Origin of the sequence: Nocardia mangyaensis (assembly GCF_001886715.1) — a bacterium.
Taxonomy (GTDB): Bacteria; Actinomycetota; Actinomycetes; order Mycobacteriales; family Mycobacteriaceae; genus Nocardia; species Nocardia mangyaensis.
In genome coordinates this window covers 4,321,974-4,343,284 of record NZ_CP018082.1, presented here as the reverse complement: position 1 = coordinate 4,343,284, position 21,311 = coordinate 4,321,974, and the positions used below count along the sequence as shown (strand labels likewise).

17 protein-coding genes are annotated in these 21,311 nt (G+C 69.6%); 11 read left to right on the top strand and 6 right to left on the bottom strand.

Annotated features, from left to right (window positions below; all coding sequences use genetic code 11):
- Positions 1-31: 31 nt before the first annotated feature.
- Positions 32-1,057 carry an Rv2578c family radical SAM protein gene (locus BOX37_RS19720; protein WP_071928949.1) on the bottom strand — a complete coding sequence of 342 codons (1,026 nt, stop codon included), beginning with the start codon at positions 1,055-1,057 and terminating at the stop codon, positions 32-34.
- 64 nt (positions 1,058-1,121) lie between these two features.
- A complete protein-coding gene (locus BOX37_RS19715; protein WP_071931679.1) occupies positions 1,122-2,096 on the bottom strand; it encodes an NAD-dependent epimerase/dehydratase family protein in 975 nt (324 codons plus the stop codon).
- Between the two features lie 191 nt (positions 2,097-2,287).
- On the opposite strand from BOX37_RS19715, the gene BOX37_RS19710 reads away from it, so the two are divergent.
- Positions 2,288-2,617: a type VII secretion target gene (locus tag BOX37_RS19710; RefSeq protein WP_071928948.1), complete on the top strand. Its 330-nt coding sequence runs from the start codon at positions 2,288-2,290 to the stop codon at positions 2,615-2,617.
- A complete protein-coding gene (locus tag BOX37_RS19705) occupies positions 2,614-4,275 on the top strand; it encodes a hypothetical protein (protein ID WP_071928947.1) in 1,662 nt (553 codons plus the stop codon). The genes BOX37_RS19710 and BOX37_RS19705 overlap by 4 nt, the downstream gene beginning before the upstream one ends.
- A gap of 43 nt (positions 4,276-4,318) precedes the next feature.
- On the opposite strand, the gene BOX37_RS19700 is transcribed toward BOX37_RS19705, so the two are convergent.
- Both BOX37_RS19700 and ypfJ read right to left on the bottom strand, forming a co-directional pair.
- Positions 4,319-4,813, bottom strand: coding sequence for a hypothetical protein (locus BOX37_RS19700; RefSeq protein WP_071928946.1), 495 nt, complete (start codon positions 4,811-4,813; stop codon positions 4,319-4,321).
- Positions 4,814-4,850: 37 nt separating this feature from the next.
- Positions 4,851-5,780, bottom strand: a complete 930-nt coding sequence (ypfJ, locus tag BOX37_RS19695) for a KPN_02809 family neutral zinc metallopeptidase (RefSeq protein WP_071928945.1) — start codon at positions 5,778-5,780, stop codon at positions 4,851-4,853.
- A 240-nt stretch (positions 5,781-6,020) separates the two neighbouring features.
- Here ypfJ and aspS point away from each other — a divergent pair, with 240 nt between their 5' ends.
- Positions 6,021-7,862, top strand: a complete 1,842-nt coding sequence (aspS, locus tag BOX37_RS19690) for an aspartate--tRNA ligase (protein ID WP_071928944.1) — start codon at positions 6,021-6,023, stop codon at positions 7,860-7,862.
- A gap of 77 nt (positions 7,863-7,939) precedes the next feature.
- Positions 7,940-8,908, top strand: coding sequence for a DUF389 domain-containing protein (locus BOX37_RS19685; protein WP_071928943.1), 969 nt, complete (start codon positions 7,940-7,942; stop codon positions 8,906-8,908).
- Between the two features lie 3 nt (positions 8,909-8,911).
- Here the strand turns inward: BOX37_RS19685 and BOX37_RS19680 are convergent, their stop codons facing one another.
- On the bottom strand, positions 8,912-9,784 hold the full coding sequence (locus BOX37_RS19680; protein WP_240504950.1) for a DUF2189 domain-containing protein: 873 nt from the start codon (positions 9,782-9,784) through the stop codon (positions 8,912-8,914).
- Between the two features lie 340 nt (positions 9,785-10,124).
- Between BOX37_RS19680 and BOX37_RS19675 the strand changes: the two genes are divergently transcribed.
- Together BOX37_RS19675 and BOX37_RS19670 are read left to right on the top strand one after the other, a co-directional pair.
- Positions 10,125-11,294 carry a phosphotransferase family protein gene (locus tag BOX37_RS19675; RefSeq protein WP_071928941.1) on the top strand — a complete coding sequence of 390 codons (1,170 nt, stop codon included), beginning with the start codon at positions 10,125-10,127 and terminating at the stop codon, positions 11,292-11,294.
- A gap of 79 nt (positions 11,295-11,373) precedes the next feature.
- A complete protein-coding gene (locus tag BOX37_RS19670) occupies positions 11,374-12,201 on the top strand; it encodes a siderophore-interacting protein (RefSeq protein WP_071928940.1) in 828 nt (275 codons plus the stop codon).
- A gap of 157 nt (positions 12,202-12,358) precedes the next feature.
- Here BOX37_RS19670 and BOX37_RS19665 read toward each other — a convergent pair whose 3' ends face one another.
- The gene (locus tag BOX37_RS19665) at positions 12,359-14,023 is read right to left on the bottom strand and encodes an alkaline phosphatase D family protein (protein WP_240504949.1); all 1,665 of its coding nucleotides are present in this window, start codon (positions 14,021-14,023) and stop codon (positions 12,359-12,361) included.
- Positions 14,024-14,230: 207 nt separating this feature from the next.
- Between BOX37_RS19665 and BOX37_RS19660 the strand changes: the two genes are divergently transcribed.
- From BOX37_RS19660 to BOX37_RS19640, 5 genes are all read left to right on the top strand, one after another.
- The gene (locus BOX37_RS19660) at positions 14,231-15,607 is read left to right on the top strand and encodes a replication-associated recombination protein A (protein WP_071931677.1); all 1,377 of its coding nucleotides are present in this window, start codon (positions 14,231-14,233) and stop codon (positions 15,605-15,607) included.
- Between the two features lie 69 nt (positions 15,608-15,676).
- Positions 15,677-18,340 (top strand): alanine--tRNA ligase, encoded by a 2,664-nt coding sequence (gene alaS, locus BOX37_RS19655; RefSeq protein ID WP_071928939.1) that lies wholly within the window; start codon positions 15,677-15,679, stop codon positions 18,338-18,340.
- Complete coding sequence (gene ruvX / locus BOX37_RS19650; protein WP_071928938.1) at positions 18,340-18,897, top strand: Holliday junction resolvase RuvX; 558 nt, start codon at positions 18,340-18,342, stop codon at positions 18,895-18,897. The genes alaS and ruvX overlap by 1 nt, the downstream gene beginning before the upstream one ends.
- Entirely contained in the window at positions 18,894-20,435 is a 1,542-nt protein-coding gene (locus BOX37_RS19645) for an endolytic transglycosylase MltG (protein WP_071928937.1), read from the top strand. Before ruvX ends, BOX37_RS19645 begins: the two co-directional genes overlap by 4 nt.
- Positions 20,428-21,234, top strand: a complete 807-nt coding sequence (locus tag BOX37_RS19640) for a shikimate dehydrogenase (RefSeq protein WP_071928936.1) — start codon at positions 20,428-20,430, stop codon at positions 21,232-21,234. Before BOX37_RS19645 ends, BOX37_RS19640 begins: the two co-directional genes overlap by 8 nt.
- Positions 21,235-21,311: the final 77 nt, after the last annotated feature.

The following is a 21,311-nucleotide window of genomic DNA, read 5'->3' as shown; positions in this document are numbered from 1 at the left end:
GGCGGCGGGCCGGAGTCCGGGCGTGGTCTCCTCAGGTGAACAGGGGCAGCTGATGGTCCGCTGGCGCGAGTGCCGGTGGGTCGGGGACCGTGCGGTCCTGGACGCGGCGCAGTCCGTATTCGTCGAGCAGCGGGTCGACGCGTTCGCGCAGCCAACTCGCGTAGACGGGGGCGACGTTGGCGCCTCGGCCGTAGAGCTGGCGGTAGCGGCGCATCAGGGCGGGATGCTCGGCGGCGAGCCAGCTGAGGAACCAGGTCTTGGTCGGGCCGCGTAGGTGCATCGGGAAGGCCATCGCGCTGTGGGCCCCCGCCTCGGCGATCGCGGCGAACAGCGCGTCGAGGTGGGCTCGTCCGTCGGTCAGACACGGGATGATCGGGGCGGCCATGACGTGCACGGCGAAGCCCGCCTCGGCCAGCGCGCGCACCAGGTCGAGACGAGCGCGCGGTGCCGGGGTGCCGGGTTCCAGGCTGCGGTGCAGCTCGGAGTCGAGGATGGCGATGGACACGGCCACGCTCACCTCGACCCGACGCGCCGCCTCGGTGAGCAGGGGCAGATCGCGGCGCAGCAGTGGCCCTTTGGTCAGAATGGAGAACGGGGTACCCGACTCGGCCAGCGCGCCGATGATCCCCGGCATCAGCCGATAGCGGCCCTCGGCTCGCTGATACGGATCGGTATTGGTCCCCAGCGCCACCGCCTCACGCCGCCACGACCGCCTACCGAGCTCACGCCGCAACACCGCAGCGACATTGGTCTTCACCACGATCTCGGCGTCGAAATCGCGCCCCGCGTCGAGATCGAGATACTCGTGACTCCCGCGCGCGAAACAGTACCGGCACGCGTGCGTACACCCCCGCATCGGATTGATCGTCCACCGAAACGGCAGCCCCGAGCCCTCCGGCATCTTGTTCAGCGCACTCTTGCACAACACCTCGTGAAACGTCACCCCGTCGAACTCGGGGGTGCGAACAGAACGAAGAACAGAACGAACCAGCCCCGCCCGGGTCAGCCCGGGCAGGGCACCATCCTCGGCGTCGAGCGTCTGAGTCTGCCACCGCACCCCAATAGTCGAACATATGTTCGGATGAATTGTCGAGTGCCGACCCGTACGGGGTGGGAATTTGTCAGGCGGGGCGCGCGGCGCGGAGGAAGTCGACGAGGTCGGCGACGGTTTCCTCGACGGGGCGGGGGCGGTAGCCGAGTTCGCGTTCGGCTTTGCCGTGGTCGACGACCGGGGCCGAGAGAATGGCACCGAGGGCGGCCTTGGACAGGATGTCGGAGCCGAGGCGCTTGCCGATCGGCTCGACCACCGGCAGTACCGCGCCGAGCGCCTTTGCCGGGATCGCGAAGCGCGGGCCCTTGACGTCGGCGTGGGCTGCGGCCATCCGGCACAGATCGATCAGCTTGGTCATATAGCCGCCGAGTAGATAGTTCTCGCCGGTGCGGCCCTTCTCGCCCGCCAGGATCAGGCCCTGGGCCACGTCGCGGACGTCGACCAGGTCGAAACCGCCGCCGATCATCACCGGGACCCGGCCGCGGACGGCTTCTGCGGTGGTGCGGTTGAGCCGGGACAGCTGCTTCGGGTTGTCGGTGGGGCCGTAGACGCCGGTCGGATTCACGATCACCGCGTCGAGGCCACGCTCGATCACCGGCCGGAGCGCCAGTTCGCCCGACCACTTGGACCGGTCGTAGACCGGCAGGCTCGGATCGTCGGAGCGACCGGAGGTCTCGTCGATGTGCCCGCCCGCGCGGTACTGATCGAACGCGTGGATGGAACTGGTGTGCACGAACCGGCGCGCGCCGACCTCCAGTGCCGCCTCGGCGGTGACCCGCACGCCCTCGGTGTTGACCCGCCACGCCAGATCGTTGCGCTCGGCCAGGGTGATCAGTGCGACGAGGTGGTAGACGACCTCGGCGCCGTCGAGTGCCTCGCGCATCGACGCCGTGTCGAGCACATCGCCCTCGACCCAGGTCACGGCCGGGTCCGAGGTGGTCGGTGCCGCGCGATCGATGGCGATGATCTCGTGTCCACGCTCGATGAGCTGGGGGATCAGGTTGGTACCGAGGTATCCGGCTGCGCCGGTCACTGCGACCTTCATGTCGCCGAGGATATAGAACATGTTCTAGTTTTGATAGTGCATCCTTCAGATCGGACCCGACAGGAGTCGATACTGGTCGAGGTGTTCGGCTATATTTGGCCCACTGCGCAGTCAGGTGGCCGCGTCGGGAGTTTCGAGGTCACCGATCGCGTTCTCAGTGCAGACTTTTCACGACGAGTTGGGGGATTCGCATGACCGATCTCTCGGTGCAAACCGATGCCGTCGCCGCGTTCGCGGCGACCAATTCCGTGGTGGCGGCCGATGTCTCCGCAGCGGGTCTCGGCGAGGCCGCGGCCAGTGTCACCGCGATGACGCCGGTCTTCGGGCTCATCGGTGCCGACTACCTGGCCATGTTCGCGGCCGCGCAGGCCCTGCAGGCCAAGGACATCAACGATCTGTCCGACCGGTTCAGCAAGCTCTCCGATGCCGCGTTCACCTCCTCGGTGCAGTTCGAGACCACGGACCTGACCAACGCCGCCGACATCGCGCGCCGAGCCGCCGGAATCGGGGGCCTGGCATGAAGCCGCTGAGCTCCGGCGACACCGGTGTCATCACGCCCGACACCGCGCTGGCCACCGCCGACGCCGCCACCCTGTCGGTACTGGGCGCCGTGCCCGCCGACCTGACGCCCCAGGCGATCCTCGACGTGCCGCTGATGCAGCTGCCCGAGGACGAGGAGACCGTCGAGGAGCCCGTCCTCACCCTGGCACAGAAGATCACCGAGGACACCCCGGCCGCGGGCGCGTTCCCCGGTGGCGGAATGCCGGGCATGTCCGGACTCGGCGACGGCGCGGTGCTCCCGCAGGACATTCTTTCCGGCATCTCGGCGGACGCCTCGGCCGCGCTGAGCGGCTTCGAGGGCACCGTCACCCAGGCCGCCACGCCCGCGCTCGCCGCCGCGCAGACCGCGTTCGACCAGGCCAAGAGCGCCTTGGCCGGCACCTCGGGGGGAGGTGCCGCGAACCCCGCGGGGACCGGCGGCTCGGCCGCCGCCACCACCATGGCCGAGGACCCGGTCTCGGCGCTGATGAGCGGGCTGTCGCTGCCCGCTCTGCCCGGCATCGAGTCGCTGTTCCAACCGCTGCTGGAACTGCTGAGCAGCTTCGGCAGCGGCGTCTTCGGATCGTTCGACCCCACCGCACTGCTGAGCAGTTCCTCGGCGGCCATCGAGACGGCCATGAGCGTCGCGCAGGGCGGGGTGAAGACCGTGCAGCAGGTCTGGGAAGGGCAGTCCGCCGACGCGGCGACGGTCGCCAGCCAGCAGGCGCAGAACCAGGGCGAGGAGACCAGCCAGCGCGGCATCGATATCGCCGCGCTCACCCAGCAGGCCGCCACGGTCGTCCAGACGGGCAACGCGCAGCTGACGGGGATCGCCACCACCTTCGCCGCGCAGGCGGTCGCGCTCGCGCCCACGATCATGCTGCCGCCCACTCAGGCCACCCTGATCGGACTGGCCACCCAGCATCTCGGTCAGGCGGTCACGGTCGTCAACACCACTCGCGGCCAATTGGCCGGGCACACCGCCGAACTCGGCGGTGTGGTGCACCAACTCGCCGCCCAGAGCGGACTGCCGTCGCCGGATCAGGTACTCACGGCGGCGTCGGAGAACATCGGCGAACCGCTGCTCACCAAGGCGCAGGACGCCTTGACCGGCTCCGATGGTGCCACCACCGCGGCAGGCACCGGCGGCGGCACCAACCTCGGCGCGACCACCCCGTCGAGCCTGGGCACCGGCGGTTCGGGCGGCATCGGGTCCGGTGGGTCCGGTGGGTCCGGTGGGTCCGGCGCTTCGCTGGGCGCGCTCGGCACCCCGCGGACCGGATCGGGCGGCAGCACCGGTGGCGGCGCGGGTACGCCGAGCACCGGCAGCCCGAAGGCGACCGCGCTGCCCGGTGCGGGGCTGCCCGCGGGCCGCGCCATGACCACGCCGGCGATGACCTCGGGCTTCGGCGGCACCCCCGCGGCCGGCGCCAACGGCTCCAACTTCATGGGCGGCGGTGGCGCGGGCGCGGGTGCCGGCCAGCGGGGCAACAACGACGAGCAGCACGGCCGCACGGTGCAGCCGTACCAGAGCCGCACCGGCAACGACGATCTCACCGGTCCGCTCGGGGAATCGACTCCCGATGTGATCGGCGCGGTGCACGAGGACGAACGCGACACCGCCGAAGATCGGTTCTGATCAACCAGGTTCGCCCGCGGTCGAGGACCGCGGGCGAACCCGCTCAGCTCGTGAAAGCGTCGACCAGCTTGCGGTACAGATCGGCGAAGCGCTTGCGCGCGGCCTGCTGCTCGGGGTTCAAGCCGTCGGTGGCATCGGGGGAGTAGACCACCAGGTGGACGTCGCCCGCCGCGTCCTCGGGCAGCAGATCGATGATCTGCAGACCCTTACCCTCCCCGGCGGGAATACCGAAGTCGAGTTCCCTCATCGCGTCGATCTCCGTGCGCGCGGCCGAGATCACTTCGGGGGCAACCTTTCCGGTCACCTTCTTCGGATCGGTGTCGGCTTTGCGGTCCTTGCTCACCGCGTCGGGCCGGTGCACGGCCTTGCCGTCGGCGAAGACCTGCAGCACCGGCCGCAGATCGGTGCGCTGTGACCAGCCGTCGGGGATCGTGGTCAGACTCACCAGCGGTAGCGGCGCCGGATCGGCCTGGGCGACAGCGCTCGCGCCGGTCAGGGCGAGCGCGCAGACGAACAGTCCGGTCATGGTGCGGCGCATGGGTTCCCCTCGATCGAAAGACGGTGTGACGTTCGGGTCAGCGTAGCCCGGCGGGGTTGTCCAGGTCGGTCGCGGTGTAGGTATCGCAGGCCTGCACCGACCCGGTCCGGTAGCCGGTGAGGAACCACTTCTGGCGTTGTTCGGAAGACCCGTGCGTCCACGACTCGGGGTTGACCCCGCGCCCCGCGCTGCGCTGGATGCGGTCGTCGCCGACAGCATTGGCCGCGGAGAGCGCGTCGCGGATGTCGGTGTCCGACAGCGGTTTCAGGAACGGTTGGTTGCTGCCCGGTGCGTTCTTCTTGTCCGCGTAGTGTGCCCACAGGCCCGCGTAACAGTCGGCCTGCAGCTCGGTGCGGACCGCGCCGGATTCCGGGCCGCGCGGATCGCGCTGGGCGCGACCGATGTCGCCGAGCTGATTCTGGATGTGGTGGCCGATCTCGTGGGCCACCACGTACTCCTGGGCGAGCGGACCCGAGCTGGCCCCGAACCGGTCGGTGAGCTCCTGGAAGAACGAGGTGTCGAAGTAAGTGGTCTGGTCGGCCGGGCAGTAGAACGGGCCGACGTCGCTGGTGGCGTTGCCGCAGCCGGTGTTGACCGCGCCGGAGAACAGCACCAGGTTCGGCTGCACGTAGCGCTTGCCGGTCTGCCTGGGCAGCTCCTCGGTCCACACCGCGTCGACGCTCTGCGCGGTGAGCACGATACGGCAGTCGACGTACTTGTTGGCGTCGGCGCCGGTCTTGCAGTGCTCGGGCGTGCCCGCCGTCCCACCCGAGCCGACCTGCTGTTCGGCGGAGGACCCGGTGAGGTCGCCCATCAGCGAACCGGGATCGCCACCGAGCAGCAGGGTGATCACCAGCAGGATCAGCCCGCCCGCGCCGCCGCCGACGGCGAGTTTGCCGCCCATGCCCGGGCCGCCGCCCGACGATGCCCGGCCGGGATCGATCTGCATACCTTCGTTGAAGGTCATCGCCGTACTCGCCTTCGCTCGGTCCCGGTCCGCACCCGCGTGGGAGGGTATCGGTTGTCCATCTGTCTCGCAGCACGATTCACCGCCCTGGGCACGAGGACGGTGCGCGCGTGGCACAAGCTTGACACGGTCAGCAAGATATCGGTTTTCACTCGGGGATCGTGTCTCACTACGATGGCAGTGCACCTGGCCGTCCGCGCCGGTGCGACGAGTCCGCGAATGTCTGTCGAAAGGAATACCGTGCTGCGCACCCACTTGGCTGGTTCGCTGCGAAGCGAGCACGCCGGTCAGACCGTCACCCTCACCGGCTGGGTGGCCCGGCGTCGTGACCACGGTGGCGTGATCTTCATCGATCTGCGCGACGCCTCCGGGGTGGCGCAGGTGGTCTTCCGCGAGGGCGAGGCGGCCGAGCAGTCCCACAAGCTGCGCGCGGAGTACTGCGTGCAGGTCACCGGTGTGGTGGAGCAGCGTCCCGACGGCAACGAGAACCCGGACCTGCCGACCGGGCGGATCGAGGTCGACGCCAAGGAACTGGTCGTGCTCAACGAGAGCGCGCCGCTGCCCTTCCAGCTCGACGAGACCCCCGGTGACGAGGCTCGTCTCAAGTACCGCTACCTCGACCTGCGTCGCGAGGGCCCCGGCCACGCGATCCGGTTGCGCTCCAAGGTCAACGCCGCCGCGCGCGACGTCCTGGCCCGCCATGACTTCATCGAGGTCGAGACCCCCACGCTGACCCGCTCGACGCCCGAGGGCGCCCGCGACTTCCTGGTCCCCGCGCGCCTGCAGCCGGGCAGCTTCTACGCGCTGCCGCAGAGCCCGCAGCTGTTCAAACAGCTGCTGATGGTCGGTGGCATCGAGCGTTACTTCCAGATCGCGCGCTGCTACCGCGACGAGGACTTCCGCGCCGACCGTCAGCCGGAGTTCACCCAGCTCGACATCGAGATGAGCTTCGTGCGCCAAGACGATGTGATCCTGCTGGCCGAGGACATCCTGACCGCGTTGTGGAAGCTGGTCGGCCACGAGATCACCACGCCGATCCCGCACATGACCTACGCCGAGGCGATGCGGCGTTTCGGTAGCGACAAGCCGGATCTGCGTTTCGGCGTCGAGATCACCGAATGCACGGACTACTTCGCCGAGACCCCGTTCCGGGTGTTCCAGGCGGAGTACGTCGGCGCGGTCGTGATGCCCGGTGGCGCGAGCCAGCCGCGACGTCAGCTCGACGCCTGGCAGGAGTGGGCCAAGCAGCGTGGCGCCAAGGGCCTGGCTTACATCCTGATCAACTCCGACGGCACCCTGGGCGGCCCGGTCGCCAAGAACCTGTCCGAGGCCGAGCGTGAGGGCCTGGCCAAACACGTCGGCGCGGTGCCCGGCGACTGCGTCTTCTTCGCCGCCGGTCCGACCAAGGCGCAGCGCGCCCTGCTCGGCGCCGCGCGCGGTGAGATCGCCCGCAAGGTCGGTCTGATCGACGAGAACGCGTGGGCCTTCGTCTGGATCGTCGACGCCCCGATGTTCGAGCCGACCTCCGAGGCCACCGCCAGTGGCGACGTGGCCCTTGGCCACTCGGCCTGGACCGCCGTGCACCACGCCTTCACCTCGCCCAAGCCCGAGTCGATCGACACCTTCGACACCGACCCTGGCGCGGCGCTGGCCTACGCATACGACATCGTCTGCAACGGCAACGAGATCGGCGGCGGCTCGATCCGTATCCACCGTCGCGACGTGCAGGAACGCGTGTTCAAGGTGATGGGCATCGACCACGAGGAGGCGCAGGAGAAGTTCGGCTTCCTGCTCGACGCGTTCGCCTACGGCGCCCCGCCGCACGGTGGCATCGCCTTCGGCTGGGACCGTATCACCGCGCTGCTGGCCGGTGAGGACTCCATCCGCGAGGTGATCGCGTTCCCGAAGACCGGTGGTGGCGTCGACCCGCTCACCGACGCGCCCGCCCCGATCACCGCCCAGCAGCGCAAGGAAGCGGGGATCGACGCCAAGCCCGAGGTCAAGGGTGCCGAGGCCAAGGGTGCTGAGATCAAGGGCAACGGCAAGCCCGACGCGCCCGACACCGGCGCCGCCGCGAAGTAGCGGGCTTCGGCTCGAGCCCCGGTACCTTCTGGTCAGTTCCCGTGTCGCCGCGGCGGCACCGACCAGGAGGTCACCGGTTGCTGCACCTGCGCGTGATCAGTCCGGCCGAGCAGACCGCGGTGCTCGTGCGGGTGCTGGAGGCGGACCCCGGCGTCACCCATCTCACGGTGGCGCGCGGGATCGCCGTTCGGCCGCCGGGCGATCTCGTTCAGGCCGACATCGCGCGTGAAGCCGCCAACAAGGTGCTCGCCGACATCAAGGCACTCGGCATCGTGCACAGCGGCGGGCTGACACTCGGCCCGGTCGAGGCGGTGCTCTCCGATGCCGCCGACCGCGCGGTCCGGGCGGCGCCCGGTGACGCGAACGACGCGGTGGTCTGGGAAGAACTGCTGGAGGAGACGCACGAGGAGTCCTCGCTCAATGTCAGCTTCCTCGCTTTCCTGACCATCGCCTGTCTGCTCGCCTCGATCGGGGTCGCGACGAACTCGCCGGTCACCATTGTCGGCGCCATGGTGGTGGGTCCCGAGTTCGGTCCGCTGGCCGCGCTGTCGGTGGCGCTGGTGCGTCGCAACTGGCGGCTGGCCAGGCGGTCGATCATCGCGCTCGCCGTGTCCTTCCCGGTGGCGATGCTCATCACGCTGGCCGCGACCCTGGTGTGGGTGCGGCTGGGCTGGATCACCACCGAAGGGGTGATCGGCGCGCACGATGTCGACTTCATCTACCAGGTCGGACCGTTCTCCTTGGTCGTGGCGTTGCTCGCCGGTGGGGCCGGCATGCTGTCGCTGGTGACGGCCAAGTCCTCGGCCCTGATCGGGGTGTTCATCTCGGTCACCACGGTGCCCGCCGCCGGGTACGCGGTGGTGGCTGCGACGCTGGGGCAGTGGCATCGGGCGTTCGGGTCGGCCGGTCAGCTGGCGTTGAACCTGGTCGGTATCGTCGTCGCCGGGGTGATCGTGCTCGAGCTGCGGCTGCGCACGGGCGACCAGAGCCGTCCGATCGGGCGGTTGAAGCCGACGATCGGGAGGCGGACCCCGCGGGAGCGATGATCGTCAGAACTCGGCGACCGGGCCCTCGGTGAGCATCCGGTAGGCGTAGGTGACCGCGATCACGCAGACCGGACCGGCCACGAACAGGCCGAGCCCACACAGCGCGAGACCGACGAAGGTCACCAGCATCACCGTGATCGCGAGCAGGAACGAGGGCCACAGGTTGGCCAGCACCAGCTGCGCGCTCGCCTTGATCGCCTCGACGGGGCCGTAGTCCTGATCGATCACGAAGTGCAGCGAGTACATGCACAGGAATCCGACGACGAGTCCGGGCAGCAGACACAGCGAGGCGGCGACGAGGGTGATCGCGAAGGCGAGCAACGCGGTGAGCAAGACATTGCCCGAGTTCACGAACCGGAAGAACGAGCCGAAAGCCGGTGGATAACCATCGGTTTCGTAGAGCGCGCCACGCACCATCACCGCCTGGAGCAGCCACAGGGCAACCAGCACCACCAGGAACAGGAACAGCACGGTGAACAGCGATGTCGGGTCGAAGATCTGCACGACCGCGAAGTAGCCGAGATAGATCAGCACGCCCACGGCCATCACGCCGAGCCATGGTCCCGGGTTGGTGCGGAACCGCTCCCACCCGTAGCTCAGCGCGCGGCCCACATCGAGGGCCTGTGCTTCCGGATGGTAGTAACCCGGCGGCTGCTGAATCTCGCCCGGCGACACGCCGGGCGCGGGGGCAGTGGCTCCGGCGAGGTCGTCCGGTTTCGCCTGCGGCGCCGGGTAACCGGGCGCGGTGCCGGGCGGGCCGTAGCGTGGTGCGGGCGCGGGGTGTCCGGCAATCGGCGGCGGAGGTTCGAGCGGCTCCTCGCCGTACTGGGCGGCGCCGGGCCCTTCGAACTGTGGATAGCCTGCGCCACCGGCCATTCCGTGCCTCGCGGGTCCGGGACCGGCCTGCGATGGTCTGCCCTGTCCCTCGTGCTGACCCCCTGGGCCGGCGAATTGTCCGCCACCACCGGGCGCAGGCGACCCACCCGGTGAATCGCTCGATGCGGCGTACGGTGTGTCGGTCACTGTGGTAGACCTTTCGACTCAACCGGTTTGCGGTGTGGCGCACAGCAGTTGACGATGAGAAAACCCGACGACCGACAGGTGTGTCAAGCGAACAGGCACACTCGCGCAACCTCGGCGCCAACACGCCGGGTGACGCGGAAAGGTTGTCCAACCGCTCGCTAGAAGTGACCTGGTACGAGTAGCTTGAGAGGCGATGACCGCACTATTGGCCGAACGCGCCGCCGACGTCGTGTCCGCAGCACAACAGTTGCTCACAAAGCGAATGGGTGCTCCGGTGAAGCTGAGTGATCCCATGGAGCTCAGCGGCAGTGGTAGGACGACAGTCCTACGCGTGCGTGTCGCGGAGAACGCTTTCTCGTTGCCGCGCACGCTGATCGTCAAGCAGGTGCGCGGTACCGCTACCGAGCGACGCACCGGTGGCATGGCGCCCGGAGTCGCCAGCATCGACTCCGCGTTCCTGCGCGAGGCGGTGTCCTACCAGTTCACCACCGCCCTGAGCCGCGAGCAGCGCCCCGGTGCCTTCCTGATCGCGCACAGCGTGCCCGACCGGCTGCTGGTGCTGTCGGATCTGGGTGACAATGCCCTGCTCACCTCGGTGCTGCGGGCTCGGGTCGAGCCGAACACCCGCAACGCGCTGATGGCCTTCGCGCAGGCGCTGGGCCGGATGCACGCCGCGACCGTGGGCCGTGAGCCCGACTTCGTCGCCCTGCTGCGCCGGGTCGACTCGGCGCACCGCGTCGACGGGATCGCCCAGCAGGCCCAGGCGGCCATCGCCGAGGTGCCCGGACTGCTCCAGGCCGAGCTCGGCATCGAGGTGCCCGGCGAGATCGCCGAACGCATCGTGGCCGGAAATCGTCTGTTCACCGGCGGTCGTCACCGCGCGTTCAGCCCCTCGGACCTGTGCCCGGACAACGTGGTCCTCAACGATGACGGCGCGCGCTTCCTCGACTACGAGTGGGGCGGTTTCCGCGACGCCACCCTCGACATCGCCTACGCGCTGGTCTCCTTCCCCGGCTGCCTGTGCGATGTCGAGCTCTCGCGCGGCCGGGCCAGGGAAATGGTCGAGGCCTGGCGGTCGGCCGTGGTCGGCGTGTGGCCCTCGCTGGCCGACGACACGGTGCTGGCCGAACGGATCCTCGAGGCGCGGTTGATCTGGGTCTGGCTGTCGACCTACTGGTTCCTGCCCGCCGACCACACCCGCATCGCCGTCGCGCGCGAGCACGGGCTGTCGGTGCCGCGCTCGGAGGCGCTGATCAACCGCTGGTCGGCACTGGCCGAGGACGCGCGCGTCACCGGTGACGACGCGGTCGGCGACTTTGCCGAACAGGTCTCGGCGACGCTGGAAGAGCGCTGGTCGGAATGACGAGCCCGGGGACGTAGCTCCCCACTTCGCGGCGCGACGGGAGTAGCGTCGGCGGACGTCCGAGGAATGGGGAGCTGTCGTGCCGAAGTCGATCACCGTCACCGTCGTCCGCAAGCAGTCGCTGACCCCGCACCTGGTGCGGGTCGTCGGCCGCGTCGCGGAGCCGGATCGGTTCACGCCGAACGAATTCACCGACGCCTATGTGAAATTGATCTTCCCGGTGCCCGGCGTGGAGTATCCCGAGCCGTTCGATCTCGACGCGATCCGTGCCACGCTGGGCCCGGAGAGCCAGCCCGTCCTGCGCACCTACACGGTGCGGTCCTTCGACCCCGCGCGCAACGAGATCAGCATCGATTTCGTCGTGCACGGCGATGAGGGCATCGCGGGGCCCTGGGCGCGGTCGGTCGAACCGGGCGAGCAGTTCCGGCTGTTCGGCCCCGGTGGCGCGTTCGCCCCTGACCCGTCCGCGGACTGGTTCCTGCTGGCCGGTGACGAATCCGCGCTGCCCGCCATCGCGGCCGCACTGGCGGCGCTGCCCGCTGGTGCCCCGGCGGAGGTGTTCGTCGAGGTGGGCGGTCCGGAGGAGGAGATAGCGCTCGAATCACCGGCGGACCTGCGCCTGCACTGGGTGCATCGTGGTGGGTCGTCGGACCGCATCCCCGACGATCTCGCGGGGGCGAACTCCCCGCTGGTGGCCGCCGTGCGTGCGGCCGAGTGGCTGCCCGGCCAGGTCCAGGCCTTCGTGCACGGCGAGGCCGAGGCCGTGATGCGCAACCTGCGCCCCTACCTGCGCAAGGAACGCGATGTCGCGCCGAAGTGGCTCTCGATCTCCGGATACTGGCGCCGCGGTCGTACCGAAGAGGGCTTCCGCGAGTGGAAGCGCGAACTGGCCGCCGAGGGCGCCTGATTCGCGGGTAGCGGGGTGGTTGGGCGCCGAGTGCGCGATCCGGCCGCGGACACTGACCCCCGCGGCCTGATGAGCAGGCCGTTTCGTGACGGTGATGATCACCCGGCCGGCGGTGTCATGGCGGATCGACAAACCCGCCGCAGATATCCTCCTCCGCTCAGCTCGGCGGCGTCGCCCGCGGCTCCAACCGGCCGCCGGAGCGCACGGCGAACGAGGTGCCGTGGCGGAGGCCGCTGTGCGGATCGATGACGTCGAACAGGTAGAACCAGTCCATCTGGGTCTGCTCGTGGGTCACCTCCAGCACGCCGAAACCGTGCGAGTCCAGCTCGACGTAGCGCAGGTGGTGGTTGGCCGCCTTGATCGCCTCCTCGGCGACCACCGAGGTGGTGCGCGGCGGGGTCTTCAGCAGGTCACCGACGCTTGACGAGGTGACCGACGGGATGACGAACTCGGTGCCGACGGTGGGCCCGGCGGGATAGTTCGCGGCATCCAGGGGCAGATCGGCGGCCCAGGAGGTGTGGATGTCGCCGGTGAGGAACACGACGTCACCGATCTGGTTGTCGGCGATGGTGCTGAACAGCGTGCGCCGGTCGGCGGTGTAGCCGTCCCACTGGTCGCCGTTGACCGTGATGCCGCCCTGCGGGATACCCAGGGCGGTGGTGATCGCCTCGGTGGTCGCGGGCTCGAGCGGCGGGAACAGCAGCGGCGAGATCATCACCGAGTTGCCGATGAGCTTCCATCGAGTTGGCGAGGACACCAGTCCGGCGGTGAGCCAGTCCATCTGCGCGCGGCCGGTGATGGTGCGCGCCGGATCGTCGGCGACCCGCCAGCCCGCCAGCGGGCCCGCTTCCTCATCGCGGTAGGTGCGCAGGTCGAGCATCGAGAGTTCGGCCAGCGTGCCGAATCGCAGGCGCCGGTAGATCTGCACGGCGCCGTCGGCACGGGTCGCACGCACCGGCATCCATTCCAGATAGGCGCGGGCCGAGGCGGCGCGCCGGTCGCCCCAGGCACCCTGGGTGGCCGGATCGTGGTGGGTCGAGCCGTCGCGCCAGGCGTTGTCGGCGGATTCGTGGTCGTCCCAGGTGCAGATGAACGGCAGCGCCGCGTGCAGATCGGCCAGGTCCGGGTCGGTCTTGTACTGGCCGTGACGGGTGCGGTAGTCCGACAGGGTGATGATCTCGTGCGCGGGATCGTGGAGGCGCACCGCGCCGTTGCGGCCGGTGTACTTGCCCTGTCCGTACTCGTAGAGGTAGTCGCCGAGGTGCACGATCGCGTCGAGATCGGTGCGCGCGGCCAGATGCCGGTAGGCGCCGAACCAGCCCGCCTCCCAGTTCGAGCACGACACCAGCCCGAGCCGCAGCCGGTCGACCTCGCTCTCGGCGGCGGGCGCGGTGTGGGTGCGCCCGATCCGTGAGGTCTCGCCGAGGGCGATGAAACGGTAGAAATAGTCGGTGCCCGGAGCCAAGCCGGTCGCGTCGACCTTGACGGTGTGATCAGCGTCCGCGTTCGTGGTGACGGTGCCCGAGGCGGCGACCCGGTCGAAGCTCTCGTCGGTGGCGATCTCCCAGCGCACCGTCGCGGGCGCACCGAGGCCGGAGCCGGGGACGGCGTTGTCGGCGACGGTCACCCTGGTCCACAGGATCACCGCGCCCGGTAGTGGATCACCGGAGGCGACCCCGTGCCGGAACACCGTCCCAGCCGCGTGCGCGGTCGCGGTGCTCAGCACCACCGCCGCTGCGGCCGCGGTGCCGCCCGCGAAGAGGGTGCGCCGGGTGAACTGTCCCGCCGACGGGGAAGTGACGATGCCGTTGTTTTCGACCACGATCAGCGATCACAACCCACGATCGGCTTGCGCGCAAGCCTGAAACGCAAAAATTGGTCAATCGTTCAACTCGGCGCCGGTCAGGGCCGGGTCCGGACGGATCACCGACCGGGTGGCGCAGCCGCGGCCGTGGCCTTCCCCGACGGTGTGCCCGAGCTTGTCCGGCGGAGCTGACGTCGGCTGGGCATTGTCCGGCGTCGACCGATGATGTCCGACGGTGTCGGTACCCTGCTCGACGTGAGCGATCAGCTGTTCGAGGTGCCAGGAGAACCCGTCGAGCCCGACCGCGGGCTCGACGCGGTGGTCCGACGCGATCCCGGCGCCCCGCTCGCGGTCCGGATGCGGCCCACCTCGCTCGACGAGGTGATCGGTCAGCAGCATCTGCTCGGTCCGGGTTCGCCGCTGCGCAGGCTCGTCGAGGGCTCCGGCGCGGCCTCGGTGCTGCTCTACGGTCCGCCCGGCACCGGCAAGACCACGCTGGCATCGCTGCTGTCGCAGGCCACCGGGCGCCGGTTCGAGGCGCTCTCGGCGCTCTCGGCCGGGGTCAAGGAGGTCCGCGCCGTCATCGAGGTGGCCCGGCGCCGCCTGACGGTGGGGGAGCAGACCGTCCTGTTCATCGACGAGGTGCACCGATTCTCCAAGACCCAGCAGGACGCGCTGCTGGCCGCCGTGGAGAACCGGATCGTGCTGCTCGTCGGCGCGACCACCGAGAACCCCTCCTTCTCGGTGGTCTCGCCGCTGCTGTCGCGCTCGCTGGTGTTGCAACTGCAATCGCTCACCGTCGACGACATCCGCGCGGTGCTCGACCGCGCCATCGCCGATCCGCGCGGGCTCGCCGGGGACTACACCGTCACCGAGGAGGCCCTCGACCACCTCGTGCGCATCGCCGGCGGTGACGCGCGCCGCGCGCTGACCGCGCTGGAGGCCTCGGCCGAGTCGTCCCTCGACGGCACGGTCGACGTCGAACTGGTCGAGGCCAGTGTCGACAAGGCCGCGGTCCGCTACGACCGGGCAGGCGATCAGCACTACGACGTGATCAGCGCCTTCATCAAGTCCATCCGCGGTTCCGACGTCGACGCCGCCCTGCACTACCTGGCCCGGATGCTCACCGCGGGCGAGGATCCGCGATTCATCGCCCGCCGCTTGATGATCCACGCCAGCGAGGACGTCGGCATGGCCGATCCGACCGCCCTGCAGACCGCCACCGCCGCCGCGCAGGTCGTCCAGCTGGTCGGCCTGCCCGAGGCGCAACTCGCCCTGGCCCAGGCCACGATCCACCTCGCCACCGCGCCGAAGTCCGGTGCGGTCACCTCGGCGCTGGCCGCCGCCATGGCCGACATCACCGCGGGAAAGGCGGGTGCGGTCCCGCCACACCTGCGCGACGGGCACTACGCGGGCGCGGCCGCCCTCGGCAATGCCAAGGGCTACCAGTTCCCGCACAAGTCCCGCGACGGCGTGCTGGCCCAGCAATATCCGCCCGACGAGCTGGTCGGCACCGACTACTACGAGCCCACCGACCATGGCTTCGAACGTGAGGTCGGCCCGCGGGTGGGCAAGCTGCGCCGCATCATCCGCGAAAAGTAGCCACCGGTACACCGCGAGCACCGCCCTCGGCGCAAAACCGGTGGAATGCAGACGGTAGGCTGGTCAGCTGTGCAGACCCACGAGATTAGACGGCGTTTCCTGGACCATTTCGTCCGTGCCGGACACACCGAGGTACCCAGTGCCTCGCTGATCCTGGCCGACCCCAACCTGCTGTTCGTCAACGCAGGCATGGTCCAGTTCGTGCCGTACTTCCTCGGTCAGCAGACCCCGCCGTACGCGACCGCGACCAGCGTGCAGAAGTGCGTGCGCACCCTCGACATCGAGAACGTCGGCATCACCACCCGCCACAACACCTTCTTCCAGATGGCGGGCAATTTCAGCTTCGGTGACTACTTCAAGCGCGAGGCGATCACTCTCGCCTGGACGCTGCTCACCGACAGCGTCGAAGCGGGTGGCTACGGCTTCGATCCCGAGCGCCTATGGGTCACCGTCTATCTCGATGACGACGAGGCCGAGCGGATGTGGCTCGAGGTGGGCGTCCCCGCCGACCGCATCCAGCGTCGTGGCATGGCCGACAACTACTGGTCGATGGGTATCCCCGGACCGTGCGGCCCGTGTTCGGAGATCTACTACGACCGTGGCCCCGAATACGGTGTCGAGGGCGGCCCCGAGGCCGACGAGGACCGCTACATCGAGATCTGGAATCTCGTGTTCATGCAGAACGAGCGCGGCGAGGGCATCGGCAAGGACAACTTCGAGATCCTCGGCCCGCTGCCCAAGCAGAACATCGACACCGGTATGGGCGTCGAGCGCGTGGCCTTCCTGCTCCAGGGCGTGGACAACGTCTACGAGACCGACCTGATGCGCCCGATCATCGACAAGGCCGAGCAGCTCACCGGCCGCTCCTACGGTGTCGACCACACCGACGATGTCCGCTTCCGGGTCATCGCCGACCACGCCCGCACCGGCGCGATGCTCATCGTCGACGGCGTGAACCCCGGCAACGACGGCCGCGGCTACGTCCTGCGTCGGCTGCTGCGCCGCATCGTGCGCTCGGCCCGTTTGCTGGGCGCCGAGAAGCCGGTGATGGCCGAGTTGATGAAGGTCGTCTCCGAGCTGATGGCCCCGTCCTACCCCGAGCTGGCCACCGACTTCTCCCGCATCGAGACCGTCGCGGTCGGCGAGGAGACCGCCTTCCTCAAGACGCTCAACACCGGTGAGACCCTCTTCGACAATGCCGCCTCCGCGGTGAAGTCCAAGGGCGGCAAGCAGATCGCGGGCTCGGACGCCTTCGCCCTGCACGACACCTACGGCTTCCCGATCGACCTCACCCTCGAAATGGCGGCCGAGGCGGGTCTTTCGGTGGACGAGGACGGGTTCCGCTCGCTCATGGCCGAGCAGCGCAAGCGCGCCAAGGACGACGCCCAGGCCCGCAAGCACGCCCACGCCGACCTGACCGTCTACAAGGAACTGGTCGACCGCGGCGCCACCGAGTTCACCGGTTTCGACGAGCTCACCTCCGAGGCGCAGGTGCTGGCCCTGATCGCCGACGGTGTCCGGGTACCCGTCGCGCAGGCCGGTTCCGATGTCGAGGTCATCCTCGACCGCAGCCCGCTCTACGCCGAGTCCGGCGGCCAGATCGCCGACCGCGGCACCATCACCGCCTCGGGGCTGAAGCTGCGCGTCAACGACGTCCAGAAGATCGCCAAGAAGGTCTGGGTGCACAAGGCCACTGTCGAGCAGGGGCAGATCACCGAAGGTGATGTGGTGCTCGCCCAGGCCGACCCGGCCTGGCGTCGTGGCGCCACCCAGGGCCACTCCGGCACGCACATGGTGCATGCCGCGCTGCGCCAGATCCTCGGCCCCAACGCCGTGCAGGCCGGTTCGCTGAACAAGCCGGGCTACCTGCGCTTCGACTTCAACTGGCAGGGTGCGCTGAGCGAGGCCCAGAAGGCCGACATCGAGGCCGTCTCCAACGACGCCGTCGGCGCGGACTTCCCGGTGAACACCTTCGTCACCGACCTGCCCAAGGCCAAGGAAATGGGCGCGATGGCGCTGTTCGGCGAGAACTACGGCGACGAGGTGCGCGTCGTGGAGATCGGCGGCCCGTTCTCGATGGAGCTGTGCGGCGGCACCCACGTCGAGCACTCCTCGCAGATCGGCCCGATCACCCTGCTCGGCGAATCCTCGATCGGTTCGGGGGTGCGGCGCGTCGAGGCCTTCGTCGGCCTGGACTCCTACAAGTACCTGGCCAAGGAGCGGGCGCTGCTGGCCGGTGTGGCGTCTTCGCTGAAGGTGCCCTCCGACGAGGTGCCCGCGCGGGTGGAGCAGCTCGTGGAGCGGCTCAAGGTGGCTGAGAAGGAACTCGAGCGCACCAAGATCGCCGCGGTGCTGTCCTCGGCGGGCACGTTCGTCGACCAGGCCGAGCGGGTCGGCTCGGTGCTGCTGGTCGCCGCCGCCGCGCCCGAGGGCGTCAACGCGGGCGATCTGCGCACCCTGGCCACCGACATCCGGGGCCGCTTCGCCGGTGAGCCCGCCGTGGTCGTGCTGCTCGGCAATGCCGACGGCAAGGCGCCGTTCGTGGTGACCGTCAACAAGGCGGCCCAGGACCTCGGTTTCAAGGCCGGTGATCTGGTCGCCGGCTTCGGTCCCAGCATCGCCGGTCGCGGCGGTGGCAAACCGGAGATGGCCCAGGGCTCCGGCTCGGATCCGTCGGGTATCCCGGCCGGTCTGGCCGCGGTCCGTGCCCAGGTGGCCGAACTCGCCGCCTGATGCCGGAGACCGCTGGATCACCTGAGCAGGACCCGGCCGACCGGCCGGATCCGGCGACCGACCCGGGCCGGGGGCGCCGGATCGCGATCGACGTCGGCAGTGTCCGGATCGGGGTGGCCTCGAGCGACCCCGACGGGATCCTCGCCACCCCCGTGGAGACGGTCGCGCGTGCCAAGTCCGGTGCGCGCGCGGCCGGTCCACCCGCCGACATCGCCAGAATTGCCGACATTGTGCTGGAATACGAGGCGGTGGAGGTTATCGTCGGTCTGCCACGCACATTGCGCGGTGAGAACGGTAGTGCGGCCGGTATCGCCAGGAAATTTGCCCGGCAGTTGCGCCGGGTGATCGACCCGATTCCGGTGCGCCTTTCCGACGAACGTTTGACTACGGTGTCTGCTGCACGTGCGCTGCGCGACAGCGGAGTTCGAGCACGTGGCCAGCGGCAGGTGATCGATCAGGCGGCAGCCGTGTCGATTCTGCAAGGATGGTTGGACGAGCGGAGTTCGGTGTTGAAGCACGCAGCAGACGCGGCGAGTGTGGTCGGAGATGATGCATGACCGACCGATGGGCGAGGGCCGAGGAACGCTACCGGGCGCGGGAAGCTGATCGGCGCTACCCCCGGCGCGACGACTGGGGCCTCGATGCCCGCGCGGCGCACGGCGACGAACAGCAGGCGGGCGAGCCCGTCGGCTGGGACGACGACGATTACGGCACCGATGTCATCCCGCGCTATGACGAGGAAGCCGACGCGTTCGTCGAACAACCCGAGCCGGAACCGGCCGCACCGCCGCGTCGCGTAGGGCAGCGCCCGGCCGCCGGTCGGCCGCCGGATGAACGGGGCGGACGCGCCAAGGCGGCTGCGGGTGAACGTGGCGGTCGCGCCAAGGCGGGCTCGTCGGGACGCGGCGAACGGTCGCGGATCGCCTCGCGTAAGGCGGCCGAGCGTAAACGGCGCCGTCGCAATCTGTGGGTCGTGGCCGGGGTGTTCGTGCTGCTGTTCGTCTCGGTGGCCGGATTCGCCGGGTACAAGCTGATGGGCCGACTGACCCCGGCCGAGGATTTCGCCGGTCCGCCCGGCGCGCTCGTCGTGGTCGCGGTGCATCCGGGCGACACCGCCTCACAGATCGCCACGGAGATGAAAGACAAGGGCGTGGTCGCCAGCTCGGCGGCGTTCTACGAAGCGGCGGTGCGGAATTCGTCGATGAACAGCGTGCAGCCCGGCTTCTACGCGGTCGGCGTGAACAGCCCCGCCGCCGACGCCGTCGCCACGCTGGTCGGCGGGAAGTCGCGGGTCGGGAACGTGACCGTGTCCGAGGGCCGGTTGCTGCACGACAAGCACGACGTGGGCACCGGCGGCCGATACGAGGGCATCTACCGAAAGATCGCGCAGGCCAGCTGCTTCGGCGAGGAACGCAAGTGTGTGACCTACGAGCAGCTCGACGCCGCGGGCGCGAGTCCGGACCTGGCCGCGCTCGGCGTACCCGAATGGGCGATGCAGGGCGTGCGCGACTCCCCGGACCGGACCAGGCAGCTGGAGGGCCTGATCGCGGCGGGGACATGGGATTTCGATCCGAGCGGCACACCGGAGCAGATCTTGCGGCAGCTGATCACCGCGAGTGTGCAGCGCTACGAATCGACCGGCCTGCTGCAGTCGGGCGCCACCACGGGCCTGACCCCGTATGAGACCCTGGTCGCCGCCTCCCTGGTGGAGCGTGAGGCCAAGCCCCAGGACATGAGCAAAGTGGCCAGGGTGATCGCGAACCGCCTGAAGGTCGAACAGATGCTGCAGTTCGACTCGACGGTGAACTACACCCTCGACACCACCGAGGTGGCGACCACCAACGCCGACCGTGCCCGGGTCACCGCGTGGAACACCTACGCGATGTACGGCCTGCCCGTGACGCCGATCGCCGCACCCTCCCTGCAGGCCCTGCAGGCCATGGAGAACCCCGAACCCGGCGAGTGGCTGTACTTCGTCACCGTCGACAACGACGGCACCACCCTGTTCACCGACAACTATCAGGAGCACCTGCGACTGGTCGCGCAGGCACAGCGCAGCGGCATCCTCGACAGCTCCCGGCCCTACGGTGGCTGAGGCGCGCAAAGCGGCGGTGCTCGGCAAGCCGATCGCGCACTCCCGCTCGCCCCAGCTGCACCTGGCCGCCTACCGCGCGCTCGGGTTGAACTGGAGCTATGAGCGCATCGAGTGCTCGGCCGAACAGCTGCCCGGGCTGGTCGACGGGCTCGGCCCGGAATGGGTGGGACTGTCGGTGACGATGCCCGGCAAGGAAGCCGCGCTGGCCCACGCGGACGTGCGCACCGATCGGGCCGTGCTGGTCGGTTCCGCCAACACCCTGGTTCGGACCGAGGCCGGCTGGCTGGCCGACTGCACCGATGTGGACGGCGTGCTCGGCGCGCTTCGTGGTGGTGGTGTCGACCGGGTCCGCGAGGGTGTGGTCCTCGGTGCGGGTGGCACCGCACGGCCCGCCCTGCTCGCTCTGTCGGAGCTGGGCGCGGAGTCGGTGACCGTGGTCGCGCGCGATGCCGGCCGCGCGCGTGGTGCGCTCGAGCTCGCCGAGCGGTTGGGCATGGCCGTGTCGACGATCGGTTTCGATGCGGAGCCCCTCGCCGCCGTGTGTGCGCGCGCGGGAGCCGTGGTCAGCACGGTGCCCGCCGAGGCCGCCGCTGCGCTCGCGGCTCCGGTGTCGGCGGCGCCGGTGGTCCTCGACGCCATTTACAACCCGTGGCCCACACCGCTGGCCCATGCGGTCGAGGCGGCCGGACACACGGTGGTCAGTGGGCTGCAGATGCTGTTGAACCAGGCGTTCGGGCAGGTCGAGCTGTTCACCGGGCAGCCGGCACCGCGTGCGGCGATGGCGGCCGCGCTCGACTGACCCCTTTCGCGGCGGTGCTCGCCGTATTACCCTGGTGCCCAACGCAACCTAGGGGAGGGGTGGGCTCGTGTTCGGTC